Annotated in this window: 17 protein-coding genes and 3 pseudogenes; 10 read left to right on the top strand and 10 right to left on the bottom strand. The window is 70.5% G+C overall.

Annotated features, from left to right (window positions below; translation table 11 throughout):
• Positions 1-1225 precede the first annotated feature (1225 nt).
• Positions 1226-2059: a hypothetical protein gene (locus ACZ52J_RS41855; protein ID WP_465626621.1), complete on the top strand. Its 834-nt coding sequence runs from the start codon at positions 1226-1228 to the stop codon at positions 2057-2059.
• A 513-nt stretch (positions 2060-2572) separates the two neighbouring features.
• On the opposite strand, the pseudogene ACZ52J_RS41850 reads toward ACZ52J_RS41855, so the two are convergent.
• The 4 genes and pseudogenes from ACZ52J_RS41850 to ACZ52J_RS41835 all read right to left on the bottom strand — a co-directional run.
• Positions 2573-3094: pseudogene (locus ACZ52J_RS41850) on the bottom strand (GNAT family N-acetyltransferase); the annotation flags it as partial.
• Between the two features lie 338 nt (positions 3095-3432).
• A complete protein-coding gene (locus tag ACZ52J_RS41845; protein WP_465626619.1) occupies positions 3433-4290 on the bottom strand; it encodes a Cof-type HAD-IIB family hydrolase in 858 nt (285 codons plus the stop codon).
• A gap of 110 nt (positions 4291-4400) precedes the next feature.
• The gene (locus tag ACZ52J_RS41840) at positions 4401-5654 is read right to left on the bottom strand and encodes an MFS transporter (protein WP_465626617.1); all 1254 of its coding nucleotides are present in this window, start codon (positions 5652-5654) and stop codon (positions 4401-4403) included.
• Between the two features lie 145 nt (positions 5655-5799).
• Positions 5800-6486, bottom strand: a complete 687-nt coding sequence (locus tag ACZ52J_RS41835; RefSeq protein ID WP_465626615.1) for an isochorismatase family protein — start codon at positions 6484-6486, stop codon at positions 5800-5802.
• A gap of 198 nt (positions 6487-6684) precedes the next feature.
• Here ACZ52J_RS41835 and ACZ52J_RS41830 point away from each other — a divergent pair, with 198 nt between their 5' ends.
• From ACZ52J_RS41830 to ACZ52J_RS41820, 3 genes are all read left to right on the top strand, one after another.
• Positions 6685-7545, top strand: a complete 861-nt coding sequence (locus ACZ52J_RS41830) for a LysR family transcriptional regulator (protein ID WP_465626613.1) — start codon at positions 6685-6687, stop codon at positions 7543-7545.
• A gap of 165 nt (positions 7546-7710) precedes the next feature.
• A complete protein-coding gene (locus tag ACZ52J_RS41825; protein WP_465626611.1) occupies positions 7711-9969 on the top strand; it encodes an RHS repeat domain-containing protein in 2259 nt (752 codons plus the stop codon).
• A 59-nt stretch (positions 9970-10028) separates the two neighbouring features.
• On the top strand, positions 10029-10559 hold the full coding sequence (locus tag ACZ52J_RS41820) for a hypothetical protein (protein ID WP_465626609.1): 531 nt from the start codon (positions 10029-10031) through the stop codon (positions 10557-10559).
• Here ACZ52J_RS41820 and ACZ52J_RS41815 read toward each other — a convergent pair.
• Complete coding sequence (locus ACZ52J_RS41815) at positions 10516-11157, bottom strand: IS5 family transposase (protein ID WP_465626607.1); 642 nt, start codon at positions 11155-11157, stop codon at positions 10516-10518. The genes ACZ52J_RS41820 and ACZ52J_RS41815 overlap by 44 nt on opposite strands.
• 310 nt (positions 11158-11467) lie before the next feature.
• On the opposite strand from ACZ52J_RS41815, the gene ACZ52J_RS41810 reads away from it, so the two are divergent.
• The 3 genes from ACZ52J_RS41810 (at position 11468) to ACZ52J_RS41800 (ending at position 12679) form a co-directional block, all read left to right on the top strand.
• Positions 11468-11938: a transposase gene (locus ACZ52J_RS41810; protein WP_465626605.1), complete on the top strand. Its 471-nt coding sequence runs from the start codon at positions 11468-11470 to the stop codon at positions 11936-11938.
• Positions 11935-12312 carry a hypothetical protein gene (locus tag ACZ52J_RS41805; RefSeq protein ID WP_465626603.1) on the top strand — a complete coding sequence of 126 codons (378 nt, stop codon included), beginning with the start codon at positions 11935-11937 and terminating at the stop codon, positions 12310-12312. Before ACZ52J_RS41810 ends, ACZ52J_RS41805 begins: the two co-directional genes overlap by 4 nt.
• 196 nt (positions 12313-12508) lie before the next feature.
• Positions 12509-12679, top strand: coding sequence for a hypothetical protein (locus ACZ52J_RS41800; RefSeq protein WP_465626601.1), 171 nt, complete (start codon positions 12509-12511; stop codon positions 12677-12679).
• A 163-nt stretch (positions 12680-12842) separates the two neighbouring features.
• Here ACZ52J_RS41800 and ACZ52J_RS41795 read toward each other — a convergent pair whose 3' ends face one another.
• Together ACZ52J_RS41795 and ACZ52J_RS41790 are read right to left on the bottom strand one after the other, a co-directional pair.
• Positions 12843-13133, bottom strand: coding sequence for a GNAT family N-acetyltransferase (locus ACZ52J_RS41795; protein ID WP_465626599.1), 291 nt, complete (start codon positions 13131-13133; stop codon positions 12843-12845).
• Entirely contained in the window at positions 13099-13431 is a 333-nt protein-coding gene (locus ACZ52J_RS41790; protein WP_465626597.1) for a hypothetical protein, read from the bottom strand. The genes ACZ52J_RS41795 and ACZ52J_RS41790 overlap by 35 nt, the downstream gene beginning before the upstream one ends.
• 254 nt (positions 13432-13685) lie before the next feature.
• Here ACZ52J_RS41790 and ACZ52J_RS41785 point away from each other — a divergent pair, with 254 nt between their 5' ends.
• Positions 13686-14630, top strand: coding sequence for a hypothetical protein (locus tag ACZ52J_RS41785; protein ID WP_465626595.1), 945 nt, complete (start codon positions 13686-13688; stop codon positions 14628-14630).
• Positions 14631-14666: 36 nt separating this feature from the next.
• Here the strand turns inward: ACZ52J_RS41785 and ACZ52J_RS41780 are convergent, their stop codons facing one another.
• Positions 14667-15428 carry an SDR family oxidoreductase gene (locus ACZ52J_RS41780; protein WP_465626593.1) on the bottom strand — a complete coding sequence of 254 codons (762 nt, stop codon included), beginning with the start codon at positions 15426-15428 and terminating at the stop codon, positions 14667-14669.
• Positions 15425-15831: pseudogene (locus ACZ52J_RS41775) on the bottom strand (zinc-binding dehydrogenase); the annotation flags it as partial. The gene ACZ52J_RS41780 and the pseudogene ACZ52J_RS41775, both read right to left, overlap by 4 nt.
• Positions 15832-15833: 2 nt before the next feature.
• On the opposite strand from ACZ52J_RS41775, the pseudogene ACZ52J_RS41770 reads away from it, so the two are divergent.
• Positions 15834-16395: pseudogene (locus ACZ52J_RS41770) on the top strand (ricin-type beta-trefoil lectin domain protein); the annotation flags it as partial.
• Between the two features lie 309 nt (positions 16396-16704).
• Here the strand turns inward: ACZ52J_RS41770 and ACZ52J_RS41765 are convergent.
• Positions 16705-17742 (bottom strand): saccharopine dehydrogenase family protein, encoded by a 1038-nt coding sequence (locus tag ACZ52J_RS41765; RefSeq protein WP_465626591.1) that lies wholly within the window; start codon positions 17740-17742, stop codon positions 16705-16707.
• Between the two features lie 126 nt (positions 17743-17868).
• Here ACZ52J_RS41765 and ACZ52J_RS41760 point away from each other — a divergent pair, with 126 nt between their 5' ends.
• On the top strand, positions 17869-18804 hold the full coding sequence (locus ACZ52J_RS41760) for a helix-turn-helix domain-containing protein (protein ID WP_465626589.1): 936 nt from the start codon (positions 17869-17871) through the stop codon (positions 18802-18804).
• Positions 18805-18931: the final 127 nt, after the last annotated feature.

The raw sequence follows: 18931 nt of genomic DNA, 5'->3' as shown, positions 1-18931 counted from the left end.
CCGCAGACTCCCGCCCACGACCAGCACGAGCACCCCGGAGAACCGTCACGCCAGCCCCTCCGACCAGCACGTTCGAAGATGGCGAAGGCTCATTGAGAGGCCGTCGATGGCAACGGAGCGTGGCCATGCATTCTGCTGACGACCTGACAGATTCCCAGAAGAAGGCCCTGGAGCGGATTGCGGGCGACCTCGGTCAAGTCAGGGAGCGGCTCCAGTCGCTCCATGGCGAGGCACGATCCCTGCTGTCAGACGGTGACTCCGATCCCGGCCCCGATGTCTTCCCCTGCCACGTCTGCCACAGGTGTCCGGACTTCGAATTTCCAAGAACTCCGACCAGAGGGCTCGACTGCGCAAGGCACGGCTGCGGCCACAGCATCACTTCACACGACTTCTTCTGACTGAGAGCGGCCTGGCTCACCCGGAGTGACCGCGTTCTGGCTGCGGATCCGTGGGCAGGCCGTAAGCGTGTGGGCGTCATCCGGGTGGTCGGCGGGTGCTTCGCCGCAGCCGGCCCTGTCGTTCTGTGAGCAGGCGCAGCCGCGATCGGTGGTGTACCGGCGCGGAGTTCCGTGAGGGGGCCTGCTGGGTCCTGAGAGCGGCCCGGAAGGGCTGGGGGGCTGCCAGGCCGCCGTGGAGGGTGTGTCGGAGGGCTGTTGCCGGGGCGTGGGTGCTGTCGCATCGCCCTGTCACGTGGGGTGCTGTCGTGCCCTGTGACGTGGGCGGATGCCAGGTTCCCCTGGGTGTGGTGGGGGCGCGGCAGGTGGGCGCGACAGCCGCGGGTCCGGGCCGCCGCCCAAGGGCCGCCGGGTACGGCGGGGACGGCGTCCGCTGTCGGGGCCGGCCTTCTCCTGGTGGTGGGGTTCGGTGGCTGGTGCTCGGCAGCGCGGGGAGGGGGTTCGTGTCCGGTGACAGCGGACCCGCACCGATTGCCATCGAAGGTGGACCAACGCGATTTCGCGACAGCGAAGATGGACCACCGCAGGTCAGGAGTGTGAAACCCCACCGGAAGCGGAGCAGGCTCCGGGTGAGCACCAGCCATCCCCGGTTGCGGCGCGTGGCTGGTTTCTTCCCCGCCTTCTTCCGGTACCGAAGCGGGATGACCGACTCTGACCAGATAGCGGACCTGAGCTCTGTGAGGAGAACCGGTATGAGCGGTATTCGGAACAAGGGGCGTGAGAGCGCCGGCGGTGATCGGCAAGCGTCGGAGGCCCCCGGCCCAGCAGGCATGACGCTCTTCGACGACATCTACGATCAACCGGATCCTCGGGCCTACTTCCAGGCGTTGGGCCCGCTGGAATACCAGACACCCCATCACGGACAGAGCGTCTTCCGGCGGGCGCTCGCGGCCCGCAGGCGGACAGCCCGCACGGCGGAACCGGTGACCGTGCTGGACATCTGCTGCTCGTATGGCATCAACGCCGCCCTCCTCAACCATGAGGTGACACTGGACGACCTGTACGCCCACTACACGTCGCCACAGGCCACCGCCCTCACCACAGCCGAACTGATCGAATGGGACCGCAGCTACTACGCGGCTCGTCGGCGCCATGACCCAGCCCGGGTAATCGGACTCGACATGGCCACGAACGCCATCTCCTACGCATGCGAGGTCGGCCTGCTGGAAGAGGGCTTCGCCGAGAACCTCGAAACAGCGCCCCCCTCGCAGCCCCTGCTCCGCGCCGCACGGCACGCCCGTCTGATCACGATCACCGGAGGGACGACCTTCCTGACCGCCCACAGCTTCCAGCCGATCCTGACCTGTGCCCAGGACCCGGTGTGGGTCGCGGCCTTCGTACTGCGCACCACCCCGTACACGTCCATCGCCGCATGCCTGGCTTCACACGGCCTGGTCACAGAGAAGGCCACCGCGCACACGTTCCGGCAACGACGCTTCACCAGCGCGGGTGAACAGCAATACGCCATCCAGGCAGTGACCACGACCGGCGATGACCCGCAGGGGAAGGAGACCGACGGCTACTTCCACACCATGCTGCACTTGTCGCGCCCGCCTGAAGACGTGACGGCATTTCCACTGACCGACATGATGCCGATCGGGTGAGCCCAGCCCTGCCCACACGCCCCGAACTCCCCGGTCTCAGACGAAGATCGCCCACAGCATCCGCAGATCCGGGCAGAGCCATTTGCCCGGATCCTCATCAGCGGTCCATCTTCGCTGTCACGAACGGTCGTTGGTCCACCTTCGATGGCAATCGGTCCGGGTCCGCTGTCACGGGACAGTTCGGGGTGCAACGCGGGGGTGCAACGCGGTGTTGCGCTGGGGTGCGACATGGGGGCGTGTTGCGGGTCTGATCAGGGGCTGTGTGGCCGGGAGGGGCCTGGGGTGGGCGTGTTGCAGTGCCGTGTTGCACGGCCCTGGGCGGTCTGCCGGCCTCGGCGGCTCGTGACCTGTGACAGCGAAGCCGGGACGGTTGTCACCGAAGTCGGGAACGGCGCCGGTTTGTGACAGTGAAGTTGGGAAGCGCTGGTGCACGCGGCGCGCCGGGGCCGACGACCGATCGGTGGCCTCGTGGATCCGCGCTGTCGAGTACGGGCTCAAGCGGACGGCGTGACTGGGGGGCCGCAGGCCGAGCCACTGCTCGGCGTCCCATGCGTGGTACCGCTCTACCGAGGTGCACCCCAGCTTCGCCGCGAGGTGCATCGAGCCGACGTTGGCGGTCTGGGTGGTGAGTACCACCGGCTCGCCGGGAAGGACGCCGTCGAACCAGTCGAGTGCCGCTGCGCACGCCTCGGCGGCGTACCCGAACCCCCACGTCCGCGGCAGGAACAGGTAGCCGAGATCGGCCTTCCCCGCGACAGCCGGGCGACGGTGCCCCGTCGCTCTCCTGAGCAGGATCTGGCCGATCATCGCCCCGTCGAGATCGACGACGAAACTCCCGGGCCACCGCTTGGGCACCCCGGGCAGCTCGCGCTCGAGCTCGTCACACGGCCGGGGGCCGCCGAGGTAGGTATGCACCTCCGGCGACGCCAGCAACTCGATGAACGCCGCACGGTCCCGCACCTCGGGCTCGCGGAGCACGAGCCGCTCGGTCCTGATCGGGGCCGGCGGCCAGGCAACGGGTCCGAGTTCAGCCATGGCGGGCAACCTATCGCACGCCCACCGAGCAGGAGCTTCAGACGACCGAGAGCGGCAGCCGCTCCTGACCGGCATCGGTCGACGAGAGCGACCAGTCCCAACTCTGATGTCACAAACCAGCGTTGTCCCAACTTCGGTGACAACCGTCGCCTCCCGCTGGCTGGGCCCGGTGGAACACCCCCCCCTGCTTCCCGGCTCGCCGCAGAATCCAGAATGGTCCGTTCCGCATGCGCTGACGAATAGTGCACCGGTTTTTGTCCCACGCCGAACGCCGACTGCGGTGCAGACCGGGCAGCACGCGAGTGTAGCGGTGGCCCGCACGAGGCGGTTCAGCGCGCTCAGTGGGCGTGCGCCGGCGCGGCGATGAACCGCTCGAGGGCCTGGGCGACGCCGTCCTCGTCGTTGGAGGCTGTACGACAGCGCGCGGTCCGTAGGACGTCCGGGTGGGCGTTGGTCATGGCGTAGGGCGCGCCGACCGCCTTGAGCATGGGGAGGTCGTTGGGCATGTCGCCGAAGGCGGCGATCTCGTCGGCGGTAATGCCGAGCCGGCTGCTCCACGCGAGGAGTGTGGCGGCCTTGGTGACGCCGGGCGCGCTGAACTCCACCAGCGACAAACCCGTAGAGTGGGTCGTCTCGGCACTGCCGCCGGCACTGCGTCGCGCCTGCTCGTAGAAGACGTCGAGGGGCAGTGTGGGGTGGTGGGCGAGGAGCTTGAGTACATGGCGGCCCGGCGCCGGCGTGAGCAGGTCCTCGGCGGGACCGATCAGCTCGACGGCCTCTTCGCCGAACGACCAGTTGGGGTAGTCAGGTTCGTGGCCGTATACCGTCTCGTATTCCACGGCGAAGGAGACGCCGGGCACGGCATCGCGCAGTCGCGTCACGAGTTCGGTCGCCGTGTCGGACCGTATTGGGGAGATGTGGATCGTGGCCGCGTCCGGCGCGTACAGTGCGGCGCCGTTGGCGGCGATGACGTAGTGCCGTCCGATGGTCTCCAGCAGGGCGGGAACGCACCGTGGTGGGCGGCCGGTGACGAGGGCGATGCGGATGCCGGCCTTGCTCGCCGCGGTCAGGGCGGCCCGGGTGCGCTGGGACAGGCTGCCGTCGCTGTGTAGGAGTGTGCCGTCGAGGTCGGTCGCCACCAGCTTCGGCCGGGGATGCGGCGGGGAGGCTGGAGTCGGCGTTGGCGTCGTTGTCATGGTGCGCTTTCCGGACCGGGGGCGGGCTGGTCGCGTGGGCCGGGCGCCGGGCCGTACGGGGCTGGGCGTGGCGCCGCATGGGTCTTTGGGCCTGGTGGCGGAGGATGCGCTCAGTCGGTGTGGCAGGGGCGGCGGGCGAGGAGGTCGGCCGTGGTGAGCAGGGCGAGCAGGACCGCGGTGAACCAGGTCATCGCGGTGGTCATGGTGGTGTAGCGGGTGGCGATGCCGATGGCGATGGCGGGCAGGGCGAGGCCGAGGTAGGAGATGAGGAAGAGGCCGGCGAGGGCTTCGCCGCGTTTGGCCGGGGTGGCCATGGCGACGACGGTGCCGACGGCGGATTTGAACAGGACTCCGGCGCCGATGCCGGCCGTGATGCCGGCCACCAGGAACAGGGTGAGGCTGGCGGTGTGCATGCCGACGGCGAGTGCGGTCGCCCCGGTGGCCTGGGCGTACAGGCCGATGTTCCTGCGCAGTGTGGCGTCGAGGCGGCTGGTGAGGGTCTGGGCCGCGGCGGAGGCGCCGAACACGGCGAACACGGTCAGTCCGGCCAGTGCGCGGGAGGGGTGGTGCAGGGTGTGGCCGACGAATCCGGGGGCCAGCGAGGTGAACAGGCCGAAGACCGCGAAGGACGCGAAGCCCGCGGCCGCGGCGGCCAGGTATCCGGCGGGGTCACCGTGGTCGGTGCTGATGCGCTGCGGCCGGTAGGCGGGCCTGACGGACTGCACCTGGACCGTTTCGGGGGTGAGCGCGACCGCGGCGATGCTGATCAGCAGCAGGGCGCCGAAGACGAGGTAGGGCAGGCGCAGGGGGGCGCCGAGGTACTGGGCGAGGAGGCCGGCGATGAGCGGGCCGAAGCCGAGGCCGCCGATGTTGGCCGCGGTGGAGACGATCTCGAAGCGCTGCGGCGAGGCGTCGGGGCGGTGTGCTCTGTGCAGTTCGTGCAGGTGCGCGGTGGCGGTCGCGGTGAGCATGCCGACCCCGAGGCCGGTGACCAGCCGTGCGAGGAGAAGGAGCGGCAGGGATGGCTGGGTGAGGAACAGTGCGGCGGCGACCAGTTCGAGGGTCAGCGCCGTGATCAGAACCTTGCGTCGGCCGACCCAGTCCGAGATGTGCCCGGCCAGCAGCAGGCTGGCCAGGACGCCGAGGGCGTAGACGGCGAACACCATGGTGACGGTGAAGGTGGAGAAGCCGTCGCGTGCCTGGTAGAGGGGGTACAGCGGCGTCGGGACGGTGGAGAACGCCATGGCCGTGACGAACGCCGAGGCGATCAGCCAGAACCCGGCCCCGTGCCTGCGGGCCGAGTGCCGGGCGGCGATCTGCTGGCCGGGTGCCCGGCGAACGAGCCGGGGGGCGGACAACGACATGGGGGTGCTCCGTTTTCGTGAGTGCTCCGAGTGGTGACGGTGGCCGGCCGGCGTCGCCTGGGACCGACGCCGGCCGTGAAACTCAAGTCGCTGAAGGACGGGTTCGCCCGCCCCGGGCCGGACGGCCCGGGGCGGGCGAAGGGTTTCAGGCCAGCCGGCCGCGGGCCTCGGCCCACTTGACCTCGGCGCCGGCGCCCTCGGACCCGGTGGCCTCCGCCTGGGCGCGGGCCACGGACTCCATGACAGCGGCGTAGCCGGGGCTGACGCTCGCGTAGATGCCGCCCCAGGCGGCCCAGTCCTCGCGGGCCCAGGTCTTCTGCAGCTCGGCCGCCACACCCAGGACGTCGATGACCTTGACGCCCGCACGGCTAAGGCGCTCGATCGAGATCCGCTGTGCCTCGTCGGAGTAGGTGCCGGAGGCGTCGATGACGGCGTACACGTCGTATCCCTCGGCGAGGGCGGCCAGCGCGGGCTCGACGACGCAGACGCTGGTCATGATTCCGGCGACGAGGAGGGTGCGGCGGCCGGTCTGCGCGACGGCGCTGCGGAAGCCCTCCACGTCCCAGGCGTTGATCTCACCGTGACGCTGGATGTAGGTCGCCTGGGGGGCGTTGTCGAAGACCTCGGGGATCAGCGGGCCGTTCGGGCCCTCGGGGACCGACGCGGTGGCGATCACCGGGGCGCCGACCAGGGTGGCGGCCTTGGCCAGAGCGGCCACGTTGTTGCGCAGCTCGCGGACGTTGGTGTGGTTGACGATCTGCAGCAGACCGCTCTGGTGGTCCACCAGCAGAACCGCGGCGTCGGCGGGGTCGATGAGGCCGTTGTTCGACATGACGTCTCCTTGCTTAGGGCGGGCATCCGGCAACGGGCCGGAGGCCCTGGTTCACCGGCAGCTCCCTCGCTGCCGACGACCTCTTCAACCTCGTGCCACCGCCACCGCTTCCCATGTCGAGGAGATGGCTGAAGATGACGGTAATCTCTGTCAGAGATAGCCTGGAGTCAGCGGGCCCGGAGGGGATACGGAGGCGAAATGGATCTTCGACAGATGGAGGTCGTCGTCGCGGTCGCCGAGGAGGGCGGCTTCAGCGCGGCGGCACGACGCCTGCACGTGGTGCAGTCCGCGGTCTCCACCACGGTGCGAACCCTTGAGCGCGAGCTGGGCGCACCGCTCTTCCACCGGACCACCCACCGGGTATCCCTCACCCCGGCCGGCCAGGCGTTCCTCCCGGCCGCCCGCGCCGCACTGCGGGCAACCGAGGAAGCCCGCGCCGCCGTCGACCTCGTCAAAGGAGAGCTGACGGGAGAGATCACGATCGGCGTCATGCAGGGCCTCCACACGGGCCTCGCCCAGGCACTGGCCGCCTTCCGCCACCAGCACCCACAGGTAACGCTCAGGCTTCGCCAGGCACCGGCCGACGACATCCTGCAGGCACTGCGCGACGGCACCACGGACGTGGCCGTCGCGGCACTGGACCGCCCCCAGCAACGAGGACTGGCCACACGCGTGCTGAAGGAGGAGGAGATGGTCCTGATCACGGCACCGGGCCGCGCCATGGAAGGCGAGCGACCGGTCACCCTCGCCGAGGCCGCCGCCCTGCCACTGGTGGAATTCCCCGTCGGCTGGGCCATCCGGCACTCGGTCGACCGGGCCTTCCGCGCGGCCCTCGTCGACCGCACCGCCACCTTCGAGGTCAACGACATCCTGGCCGCCACCGACCTGGTCCGCCAGGACCTCGGCGTGTGCATCATGCCCACATCCCTGGCCGCCCGCTTCCCCGACCTCACGCCACACCACTTCACCCAACACGCACCCACCTGGAAGGTGATGGTGGTACACCCCCGAGGGCAGGTGTATCCAGCCGTCACCGCCCTGCTGCGTCACATCAAGTAGGCAGCGGCACGGCACCCGGCAGGCCGAACACGTCGGGCACGTCTCCGTAGATCCGCGAGCTTCCTCGGGAGACGCCGACGTTGCCCGCGACCGTGATCGCGGAACGGACCGGCCGCGCGGGATGACCATCCTTGCGCAGCGCCGCGCAACCGGCGCTGTGACGCTGTGACGACCTGCTGCACCCACCCGCGGCGCCGCGATTCACCCCGGGAAAACCACACCACCGGCTACGGCCACGACACCGCCGGACGCACCACCACCGTCACCGACCCGCTCGGCCGCACCGTCTCCTTCGGCTACGACGCCGACGGCAACCGCACCAAGGTCACCAACGCCCGCGGCCAGACCATCACCTCGACCGTCAACGGCGCCGGCCAGATCACCGCGGTCGCCTACTCCGACGGAACCCCCGGCGCCACGTACGACTACGACGCCACCGGGCACATCACCGGCGTCAGTGACGCCACCGGCTCCCGAACCCTGAAGTACGACGCGGCCGACCGCCTGACCAGAGTCACCGTCCCGGGCCTGGACCAGGACTTCGCCTACACCTACAACCCCGACGGCAACCTCACCGGCCGCACCTTCCCCGACAACACGTCCACCACCTACACCTACGACAAGGACCAGCACACCAGCGGCCAGGCCACCACCGGAAAGGCCGTCGCCTACACCTACGACCAAGCCGGCAACCTCCTCACCGCGACGACCCCCACGACCACCCCGGTCACCGAAACCCGGACCTACGACCGCGCCGGACGGCTGGCCACTACCAGCGACGCCAGCGGCACCAAGAACTACACGCTCGACGCCAACGGCCGCGTCACCACCGAGCAATACCAGGACACCGGTCCCAGCCCCCGCCCGGCGACCAGCTACAGCTACGACCTCGCCGGCCGCCTCACCAGTACCTGCACGGGCACCAGCCCGAGCGCCTGCACCCCGAACAGCACCACCAGCTACACCTGGGACAAGGCCGGCAACCAGCTCACCGCAACCGCCCCGAGCGGCGCGAAGACCACCAACACCTTCGACGCCGCCGACCAGCTCACCACCAGCACCACCGGCAACACCAGCACGAACTACCGGTACGACGCCGACGGCAACCGCACCGCAGACCCCTCCGGCACCTACAGCTACGACCCCGCAGGACGCCTGACCGGCGCCAGCCTCCCCACCGCAACGCTCGCCTTCACCTACGACGCCGACGGCAACCGGTCCACCACCACCAGGAACGGCACCGCCGACCGCACGACCCGCTGGGACATCAACGGCGTGTTCCCGCAGATCGCCACCGAGACCAACGCCACCGGCGCTCCGACCGCCACCTACCACACCGGCCCCGACGGACTGCCCCAGTCCATGGACACATCCGCCGGCAGCCTCTACTTCCAGCACGACCGCATCGGCTCCATCACCACCACGACCGACGCCACCGGCACCAACCAGGCCACCTACAGCTACGACAACCGCGGCAACCGCACCACCAGCGGCACCGCCGCCACACCCGCCCCATTCGGCTTCACCGGCCAGTACACCGACCCCAACCTCCCCGGCCAGATCAACCTGAGGGCCCGCCAGTACGACAGCGCGACCGGCACCTTCACCGCCCGCGACCCGCTGACCACCGGCACCGGCGCACCCCTCACCTCCGCCTACACCTACGCCAACGGCGACCCCACCAACCAGACCGACCCCTCCGGCGCCTGCCCCATGTGCATCAGCGCCCTCATCGGCGGCGTCGCCGGCGGCATCATCGGCGCTGGCGTCTATGCCTGGCAGCACCAGGGCAAGGACTTCAGCTGGACCGGCTTCGCCGCCGCCAGCGGCAAAGGCGCCCTGATCGGCGTCGGCGCCGGCCTCCTCGCCCCCATCGGCGGCACCGCCGCCACCGCCCTCGCCCTCGAAGGCACCGCCGCCACCTTCACCGCGGCTGGCGTCAACGCCGCAGTCGGCGCCGGCTACACCTGGCTCGTCAACACCGTCCAATGCCAGCCCACCACCCCGCAGGACCTCCTCCTCGGTGCCGCCGGAGGCGCCGGCGGCACCCTCTTGGGCCCTGCGGCTCGCTGGATCAAGGGTGGAAGTCTGACCAACCCCTTTCCCGAGGTGGACGTTCCGAGTCGTGCTCTCGTCTCACCGAAGGTGGTCTTCCGCTCCGACTCGCGCAGTCCCGCCGAGGTTTCACAGACCGGCTTCAGGTCGCGTCCGGATGCAGCGAACACGGACCTGGTCGACTACCAGCTCAACAACACACCGTCAGTCTGGGTTGGCACGTCCAGAAGCGAGTACCAAGCGCGCATGTTCCCCCAGTGGCTCCGCAATGAACAACGGTGGGTGTATGAGATCCGCAACCCAGGGGTGGGCATCAGTGGTTGTTGTCTTTCCGGTCTTGATGGCTGTGTTTCTGCTGGTCAGGCATAGGGTCGGTGACCCCGTGGCAGTGGTGACGTGTTGTGTCATCGCTCGGGTGGAGGTCGGGGATGCCGTCGGTCATGGGGCTGCTGGAACAGCGTGAGCTCACTGCTCGCCGCCGTGTGGACGAGCTGCGGGAAGAGGCTGACCGTATCCACGCTGAACTGGACGTGGCCGAGCGGGAGTGGAACGAGTGGGTCATCACCCGCTCGCGCGTGGGCGAGGTGCTGGCCCCGGACGCCGCCGTCGCGTCCGAGGACCAGCGCCATTCCGACGGGCATCCGGTTCGCCCCTCGCCGACGGACGCGGCGAAGCCGAAGTCCGTTGTGCCGGTGTGGCGTGCGGGGCTGGCCTGGTCGGCGCTGTCGGTGGACTACCAGCGCGTCCTGCAGGCTCTCGCGGACCGGAACCGACTCGGCCAGGGCCCGCTGACGTGCCAGGAGATGGCCGCCTGCTTCGGCCTGGACCCGGTGCCGGCGAAGGTGGAGGCGTTGCGTTCGAAGGCGAAGCGGCTGGTGGCCCGGGGCTGGCTGGTCGAGTCGGCGCCGGGCCGGTTCACGCTCGCGAAGGACGTGGCCGGGCAAGGCGGCGGGTCATGAGGAGCGTCATCGACCAGTAGACCATCGCCTCGGCGCTGCCGGTGGAGCGATCGAAGTCGCGCACGAGGCGGCGGCTTTGCATCAGGTGGGCGAAGAACCGCTCCACGATCCACCGCTTCGGCAACACCACGAAGCCGCGCATGTCGTCGCTGCGTTTGACGATGACGAGGACCAGGGCGAGGACGGCGAGGCTGTACTCGACGAGGCTGCCGGTGTAGCCGCAGTCGGCCCAGACCAGGGCCAGCAGGTGGTGCGCGGCGGCGACCTGGGCGAGCAGGACCCGGGCCGCGGCGCGGTCGCCGACGTCCGCCGCGGTGACCATCACCGCGAGCGGCAGGCCGAGCGTGTCGACCACGACGTGCCGGTTGCGACCGTTGATCAGCTTGCCGCCGTCGAAGCCGCGGCTGTCGGATCCGACGACGGCGTCCGCCTTGACGGACTGGGAGTCGATCACGCCCGCGCTCGGCTCCGGATCCCGCCCGGCCTTCTCGCGGACCTTGCCGCGCAGCCGGTCGTGGAACTCCCGGACCAGACCCAGGTCGCGCCAGCGGCGGAAGAACGCGTAGACCCGGTCCCACGGCGGGAAGTCGGCCGGCACGGCCCGCCACTTCGTGCCGTTGTCGACCAGGTAGTGGCGCCATCGACGCGGACGCTGCCGCGCGGGCCGTCCTGTCGGGACGCGCGACCACCATACCGAAGACCGCAGACGGTCCGGCAGCGGACTTGCGGGTTCTGCGGTTGGCCAAGGAATCGGCCGTCAAGGCGCGCACTCAGGCGATGAACCAGCTCAAGGCAGTCCTCCTTGCCGTCGAGCCGGACCTTCGCGAACTACTCACCGGCTGACCAATCCGGCGCCGGTCGCCACCTGCGTTGCACTGGGCGAGGATCGAGGTGAGGCCGTCTTCACGATGCGCCTGCTCGCCCGCCGGATCCAGAACCTTGGTCAGGAGATCAAGGAGTTGACCCGGCGAATGACCGCAGCTGTCCGGTCCAGCCGGCCCCAGCTCCTGAAGCTCGTCGGCGTCGGCCCCGACAGTGCCGCGGTCCTCCTCTCCGCCGCAGGTGACAACCCGGACCGGCTCACGGACGAGGCGTCGTTCGCCGCATTGTGCGGGGTCAGCCCAGTCGAGCAATCCTCCGGGAAGACCCAGCGGCGACGGCTGAACCGCGGCGGTCACCGGCAGGCCAACGCCGCCCTCTACCGCATCGTCCAGTCCCGCCCACGCTGGGATGAACGCACCCAGGCCTACCTGCAACGGCGCACCGCCGAGGGCATGTCCAGGCGTGAGATCATCCGCTGCCTGAAGTGCTACGTCGCCCGAGAGCTCTACCGGCACATCCGGCCTTCTGCGAGTCCAGTGACTCCTTCGGCAGTTTGACGAACCATAGGGGCATCCCCGACATCCACGTTGAACTCGCCGCCGACCCCGGGGTACTGGTCGACGCGCACAGTCTCCGGCCGGACACCGACTACCTCGTGGTCGCCCGGGTCTGGAACGGCTCCACGACCGGCCCGGCGCCGGGCCTCCCGGTCAAGGTCGGCTATCTGGCATTCGGTGCGGGCACCACCCCGCACGACATCGGGATGACCAAGGTGGACCTGCCGGTGAAGGCCGCCGCCGGCTGCCCCGCGTTCGCCACGGTGCCATGGCACACCCCGGCCACTCCGGGTCACTACTGCCTGCTGGTTGAGCTGCTGTGGGACGACGACGCCAACCCGGCCAACAACCTGGGCAGAGCAACACCGACGTGAAGCCGCTCAACTCGCCCCACGCGACGTCACGTTCCCGGTTCGCAACAACCGGCCCGATCGCGCGACCGTCACGCTGGCGCTCGACAGTTATGCCATCCCACCGCTGGACGCGTGCGGTGAGGACCCTCCCGAGCAGCAGCGGCCACGGCTCGACCGGCATCGCGTCGAGCACTGGCCGATCCCGGACGGCTGGCAGGTGACGGTGAATCCGGCGGAGGTGACGCTGGACCCGGGCGAACAGGCCGAGGTGACGGTCGACACCACGGCACCCGACGGTTTCGTCGGCCGACAGGCGATCAACGTGCACGCCAACGTCGGCAGTGAGCTCCTGGGAGGGGTCACGCTCTACGTCGACGGCACCGGGTAGGAGGAAGGACCATGTTTGACGCCGGAGCGATCATCTCCACAAAACCATCGGGACGTGGGCCGAGCCGCGAGGCATACGAGGAGCCCCCGAAGTGAGCACCGGTCACCACCACGGTGGCCGGCACTTCACGCCCGTCGGTGCGTTCGTGTCGGCATGGGGGAATTCAGAGTTCCTTGGTCATGAAGACACGGCTGGTGCCTGCCGGGGCGCACGGCACTTCGCCCATGCGGTGCCAGCCGTTGCGCTCGTAGAACCCGGGCGCCTGGAATCTGATGGTGTACAGGACGGTGGCCTGGCAGCCTCGCGTCCGCGCCTCCTCCTCGGCCCGGCGCAGGATCTCGCTGCCCAGGCCCGAGCCGCGCAGTTCGGGGGCAGGTGGAAGAGGTCGATGAACAGCAGGCCGAGGGAGGTGCGGCCGGTCAGGCCACCGAGTATGCGGCGGCTGCCGGGGCACGGAGCAGGACCGCCAAGGAGCGGCAGTCGTCGATGCCGGTGTTGAAGCGGTCCAGGGCGTCCGAGATCAGCGAGGTGTCGCAGGGGAGGGGCGCGTCGGTCAGGACGAGCTCTGGCGCGGGCCCGCTCGGCTGGTCCGGTGCGCGCGAGGGCGTGTGCGTGCAGCGCCACAGGTATCGGGCGATGAGTCGCAGCATCGGGTGTTCGCGCGCTCCGTCGGGGGCGGTTCCGGCCGGCGCGGTCGGAGCCGCGATCTGCTCCCACGCCCTGGACGCGGGCTGGGTCACCAGAATCGGCACCGGCCGCGCCCGGGCAGTGACGGAACCCGGTCGCCGGGCGTTCCACGACCGCTGCCACGTCCCGCAGGACCACCTCCCAGGCTGGCGGGCCAGCGCGGCTGATGGGCCGCTCGTGGGGGACGAGGCACAGGGCCTGCGGCAGCCGGGCGTGCGGATCGCGGCACCGTCCGCAAGCCGCGGCCGGTACGGTGGACCGGCCGGGCCTGCGGCCGCTCCGCGGCTTTCCGTTCGGGGCCCGCGGGGGAGGTCCGTTCGTGGAGCCATCGGAGCACGAGTACGTCGTCGACACCGTCGCCAACACGGTGAGCGGTGGCACGTTCCACGGGCTGGTGGTCCAGGGCGGAGTCGTGCACGTCCACGTCTCCGAACCGCAGGCCTTCCGGGGGCCGGCGGGCGTGCCCCTGCGCTCCGTCACCGACCCGATGGCGCTCAACGTCCGCCGGAGCATCGCGACCGACCAGGGCGACGGCGGCGCTCTGCCGGCCTACGTCGCGCGGGCGCACGACACCGCGTTGCACGCGGTGGTACGGCGGGCCGCCGACGGTGCGAGCAGTACGGCCGTCCTGGTCGGCGGTTCGTCGACGGGGAAGACCCGGGCGTGCTGGGAGGCCCTGCGAGAGCTGCCGCCGCACTGGCGGGTGTGGCATCCGCTGACGCTCCGTCGGCTCCTCGCGGCGCTCCGGACGCCCGGCGCGATCGTGCCGTACACGGTGGTGTGGCTCGACGAGGCGCAGTCTTACCTGCTCCAGCCCGCCAACCCGCTCGGCGAGGAAGCCGCCGTGGGCCTGCGCGAGCTGCTGACCGCACCGGAGCGCGGGCCGGTCCTCGTTCTGGGCACCCTGTGGCCCGAGTACTGGCAGCTCCTCGACGACGAGCGCCACCGGGACACCCGGGCCCTGTTCGAGGGTCGCGGCATCCGGGTGCCGGACGCCTTCACCCGGCAGGACCTGGCCGAGCTCGAGCGGGTCGCGGAAGCGGACCCGCAGCTCGCCGAGGCGGCCGCGCAGGCACGGGACGGCGAGGTCGCCCCGCCCCGGCAAGGCCCAGAGGCTCGGGCTGGCACCACGGGCACTCCCAGCTCGCGGCATTTGGCGACGACGTCCTCGTCGAAGCTTCGGCGCACCGGGCGCCTCCCGCCGCGAGCGCGTCGGCCGGCGGGCCCGCGGTCGTGGCGGAGGGCGCGGTCAGCACCGGCATGACGCGGGCTCCGTCCAGCACGGAGGCCAGGTCGGCGGTCATCGGCCGAGCCAGCCGCCGTCGACGGGAAGGACGACGCCGTGGACGTAGGCGGCGGCGTCCGAGGCGAGGAACACCGTGGCCCCGGCGAGGTCGTCCGCGTCGCCCCACCGTCCGGCAGGGATACGGTCGAGGATGGCCTTGCTGCGCACGGGGTCGTCCTGGAGTGCCTGGGTGTTGTCGGTGGCGATGTAGCCGGGGGCGATGGCGTTGACGTTCACGCGGTGCGGGGCCCACTCGTTGGCCAGCGCCTTGGTCAGTCCGGCGACGCCGTGCTTGGCGGCGGTGTAGCCGGGGACGGTGACGCCGCCTTGGAAGCTGAGCAGCGAGGCTGTGAAGACGATCTTTCCCTGGCCGCGTGCCACCATCGTCGCGCCGACGTCCCGGGTCAGTGCGAACTGCGCACCGAGGTTGACCTGGAGTACCAAGTCCCAGTCCGCGTCGGTGTGTTCGGCGGCCGGGGCGCGGCGGATCGTGCCCGCGTTGTTGACCAGGATGTCCACCGGCCGCTCGCGCCCGGCCAGGTCCGCACCGAGGGCCCGGAATGCCGCGGGGTCGGCGAAGTCGGTACGGATGGCCTCGAAGGTGCGGCCCGCGGCGAGGACGTCCTTCTCCACGTCGCTGCCGGTCTCCTCCAACTGGGCGCTGACGCCGATGACGTCCGCGCCGGCCGCGGCGAGTGCGCGGGCCATGGCCCGGCCGATGCCGCGCCGGGCGCCGGTGACGACGGCGAGTCTTCCGGTGAGGTCGAAGGCGCTCATGCGATCGCTCCCTGGGTGTCGTCGGTGCAGTCCACGAGGATCTTCATCACGTCGCCGCCGCCCTCAGGGCCTCGAACGCGGCGGGCGCCTCGGTGAGCGGGACGACCTTGCTGATCAGCCGCTCCGCCGGGATCGCCCCGTCGGCCACCAGGGCCACCGCGCGCTCGAAGTCGGAGCGGTCGTACAACCGGGCTCCCACCAGGGTGAGTTCACGCCAGAAGAACCGGTGCAGGTTCACTTCACGGGGGCGAGGGTGGATCGCCACCAGGCACAGCCGCCCGCGCACACCCAGCACGTCGACCGCCGTCTCCACACCACCCGCAGCCCCCGACACCTCGAACGCCACATCCGCACCCGCACCCGCAGTCCACTCCTGCACCAGCGCCGACACGTCATCACCCGCCAGCACAGGCTGCGGGCAAGCACGTCGCGTACGTGGACATGAGCAGCCTGACCACGGCCGACCTCGCCGACGCTCTGCATCCCAACGACGCGGGCTACCAGAAGATGGTTGATGCCTTCCACCGCGGTATCCAGGCGGCGGACAGCGCCGGGTGGCTGAAGAACCCCGCCCCCCGCCGCCACGCGCGTGCAGTCCGACATCGCCGGCAAGTGCCTGGATGTCAACGGGGCCGGCACCGCCGACGGGACCGCCGTGCAGACCTGGGGCTGCAGCGACGGCGTCAACCAGCAGTGGTCCGCCTACCTCGACGGCACCCTCCGCTCCATGGGCAAGTGCCTCGACGCCGCGGGCGGGGGGACGGCCAACGGCACCAAGGTACAGATCTGGGCATGCCACGGCGGCGCCAATCAGGCCTGGCAGCCCTACAACGGCGGCTACCGCAACCCGGTCTCCGGCCGCTGCCTCGACGTTCCGGGCTTCTCCACGGCCGACGGCACGCAGCTCCAGCTGTGGGACTGCCACGGCGGCTCCAACCAGAAGTGGACCACCCTGACCGCCGGATGACCCCCCACCTCCCGGGACCTGAACCCGCTCCGGGACCAGGTCCCGGGGAGACCGTCGGCGGCGGACGCTGCAGGCCATGGTGCCGCCCGGCCCGTAGGCACGCCCGAGACCGAGCCGGCACGCGGTCATGGTGGCGGCCACCAAGGATTCCCCCGATTCCCTACGTACGGCCCGTCGGAATGTGACTCTCGGTGATCGAAGCGGCGACTCGGCGAATCGCCGGGGCGCATGTGTGAGTGCGCTCAGAAGACAAGGTGGGAGTCCGCTTCCGGGTCTCCGGAACGGCCTTGCGCTCGTGGAGCGTCGCGTTCAGGTGTTTTGCGGGTGGAGGTCGAGTGTGATGTGCGGGGCGAGTGCGTGCAGGAAGTCAGGTGCGTCGAAGATCTCGCCGGCTGAGGCGACGCCAACGGTCTTGGTACGGCCGGTCAGGACGCGTTCGAGGGCCTCGACGGCCAGGGGCGCGGTGACGGCGTAGATGTCCTGGCCGCTGGCCGTGGCCCGGCGTTCGGTTCCGCCCGAGCGCACGGCGACGTCGACCAGGAAGGTCTGGTCGGAGCGCCCGTTCAGGTCGGTGGCGGTCGGGGCCGGTGTGTGGGGTGCGGCGATGTCTCGGACCGCTTCGGCGGTCATGTAGGTGGTCACGTCCGGAATTGGCAGGTGATGGGGGACGGTGACGACGTCCGCCATCGTGAACTCCCCGATCACTTCCCGGGGTCCCATCGGTTCCGGGAAGGTCCACTCCAGGGTGGGCGCGGCGTCGGTGCGCTGCTCCCACTGTCCGCCGCGGTAGCGCAGGCGGACGTCGCCGCGCCGCTCACGGGAGACGGCACCGGACAGGCGGGTGCCGGGGGTGGGGTGCCAGCTGCTGAGCGCGTAGGCGATGTGGGCCTCCTCGGCCGCGGTCCAGTCGCCCATCGCCGCGGTGGCCAGCAGGTCGCCGAGGCCACCGAAGAAGGCCATGGCGGGGACGATCACCGCTCCCGCTTCCTGGGCCCGCTCGCGGTAGTGGGCGAAGGTGTCGAGATTCGCCTCGAGTTCGGCGGCCACGTCCAGGTACGGGATCTTCGCACGGAGCGCGGCTTCGATCACGGGGCCGGTGGTCGTCGCGAAGGGGCCGGCGCAGTTGATGACCGCTACGCTTCCCGCCAGGGCACGGTCCAACGAGTCCGCATCGTCGACCGATGCCACCCGGGCCTCGAGCCCGAGCTCGTCGGCCAGCTCCCGCACAGCCTGCGCGTTGCGCCCGGACGGCACCGGGACGAACCCACGCCCGGCCAACTCCGCGACCACGAACTTCCCTGTGTGACCGTACGCGCCGAACACCGCCACCAGCTGACCCGACCCCATGAGACCCTCCCGTGCACTCGAACGCCGCTGCGCCGTCGATCCGCCGCGGCCTGACACTCACATCCTGGCCCCCCGGCAGCACCCCGCACGAGCGTCGGAAACGACATGGCACGTACAGTTTCAGACATGCCCGCCGTTGCGCTGGCCGTCACCGACGGCATGCTCCACTACGAACTGTCCGTGGCCGTCGAGGTCTTCGGAGCCGACCTGACCCACATCGTGGACCCCTGGTACGACTTCTCCGTCTGCGGGAACGGCCCGGTGCTCGTCGACCGCTTCCGCCTCGAACCCGACCACGGACTCGGCCACCTCGCGCACGCGGACACGGTGATCGTGCCCGGCTGGGCCGACACGGACCGCGAACCACCCGCCGAACTGATCGAGGCGGTGCGCGCCGCCCACGCGGCCGGCGCCCGCGTCGCCTCCCTGTGCACGGGCGCCTTCGTCCTGGGCGCGGCCGGACTGCTCGACGGAAAACGCGCCACCACGCACTGGGCTCACACAAGGGAACTGGCCCGGCGCCACCCGGCGGCCACCGTCGATCCGGACGTCCTTTACGTCGACAACGGCGACATCCTCACCTCCGCAGGCAAGGCCGCCGCCATGGACCTGTGCCTGCACCTGGTCCGCCTCGACCACGGCTCAGCCAACGCCAACAAGATCGCCCGCCGTCTGGTCATCCCACCCCACCGCGACGGCGGCCAGGCCCAGTTCATCTCCACCCCCCTCCCCGCCCCGGGCAACCACCCCCTGGCAGAACTCTTCCCCTGGGCGCTGGAACGACTGAACCAGCCGCTCACCGTCGAGGACCTGGCCCGCCAGGCCCGCATGAGCTCACGCCACCTCGCCCGCCACTTCAAACACCTCACCGGCACCACACCACTGCACTGGCTCCACACCCAGCGCATCCGCCACGCCCAGGAACTCCTGGAAACCACCAACGCCACCGTCGACACCATCGCCACGTCCACCGGCATGGGCACCGCCGCCACCCTGCGCCGCCACTTCCACCGCAGCGTCGGCGTCCCTCCCGACACCTACCGCCGAACCTTCCGCCCGTGAAAACCGTCCAGGGAACGTTGGCACTTCACGCTCAGTGAGCCTTCGCCATCTTCGAACATGCTGGTCGGAGGGGCTGGCGTGACGGTTGTCCGGGGTGCTCGTCCTGGTCGTGGGCGGGAGTCTGCGG

The sequence above is a fragment of the Kitasatospora sp. NPDC034035 genome (genome assembly GCF_055575755.1).
The sequence above is the reverse complement of the archived record's forward strand: the minus strand, read 5'-3'. Positions and strand labels throughout refer to the sequence as shown.

Bases quoted from the DNA above. Each gene is read 5' to 3' on its own strand.
- ACZ52J_RS41855 (WP_465626621.1), top strand. From the start codon at position 1,226: ATGACGCTCTTCGACGACATCTACGATCAACCGGATCCTCGGGCCTAC.
- ACZ52J_RS41845 (WP_465626619.1), bottom strand. From the start codon at position 4,290: ATGACAACGACGCCAACGCCGACTCCAGCCTCCCCGCCGCATCCCCGG.
- ACZ52J_RS41840 (WP_465626617.1), bottom strand. From the start codon at position 5,654: ATGTCGTTGTCCGCCCCCCGGCTCGTTCGCCGGGCACCCGGCCAGCAG.
- ACZ52J_RS41835 (WP_465626615.1), bottom strand. From the start codon at position 6,486: ATGTCGAACAACGGCCTCATCGACCCCGCCGACGCCGCGGTTCTGCTG.
- ACZ52J_RS41830 (WP_465626613.1), top strand. From the start codon at position 6,685: ATGGATCTTCGACAGATGGAGGTCGTCGTCGCGGTCGCCGAGGAGGGC.
- ACZ52J_RS41820 (WP_465626609.1), top strand. From the start codon at position 10,029: ATGCCGTCGGTCATGGGGCTGCTGGAACAGCGTGAGCTCACTGCTCGC.
- ACZ52J_RS41810 (WP_465626605.1), top strand. From the start codon at position 11,468: ATGCGCCTGCTCGCCCGCCGGATCCAGAACCTTGGTCAGGAGATCAAG.
- ACZ52J_RS41780 (WP_465626593.1), bottom strand. From the start codon at position 15,428: ATGAGCGCCTTCGACCTCACCGGAAGACTCGCCGTCGTCACCGGCGCC.
- ACZ52J_RS41765 (WP_465626591.1), bottom strand. From the start codon at position 17,742: ATGGGGTCGGGTCAGCTGGTGGCGGTGTTCGGCGCGTACGGTCACACA.
- ACZ52J_RS41760 (WP_465626589.1), top strand. From the start codon at position 17,869: ATGCCCGCCGTTGCGCTGGCCGTCACCGACGGCATGCTCCACTACGAA.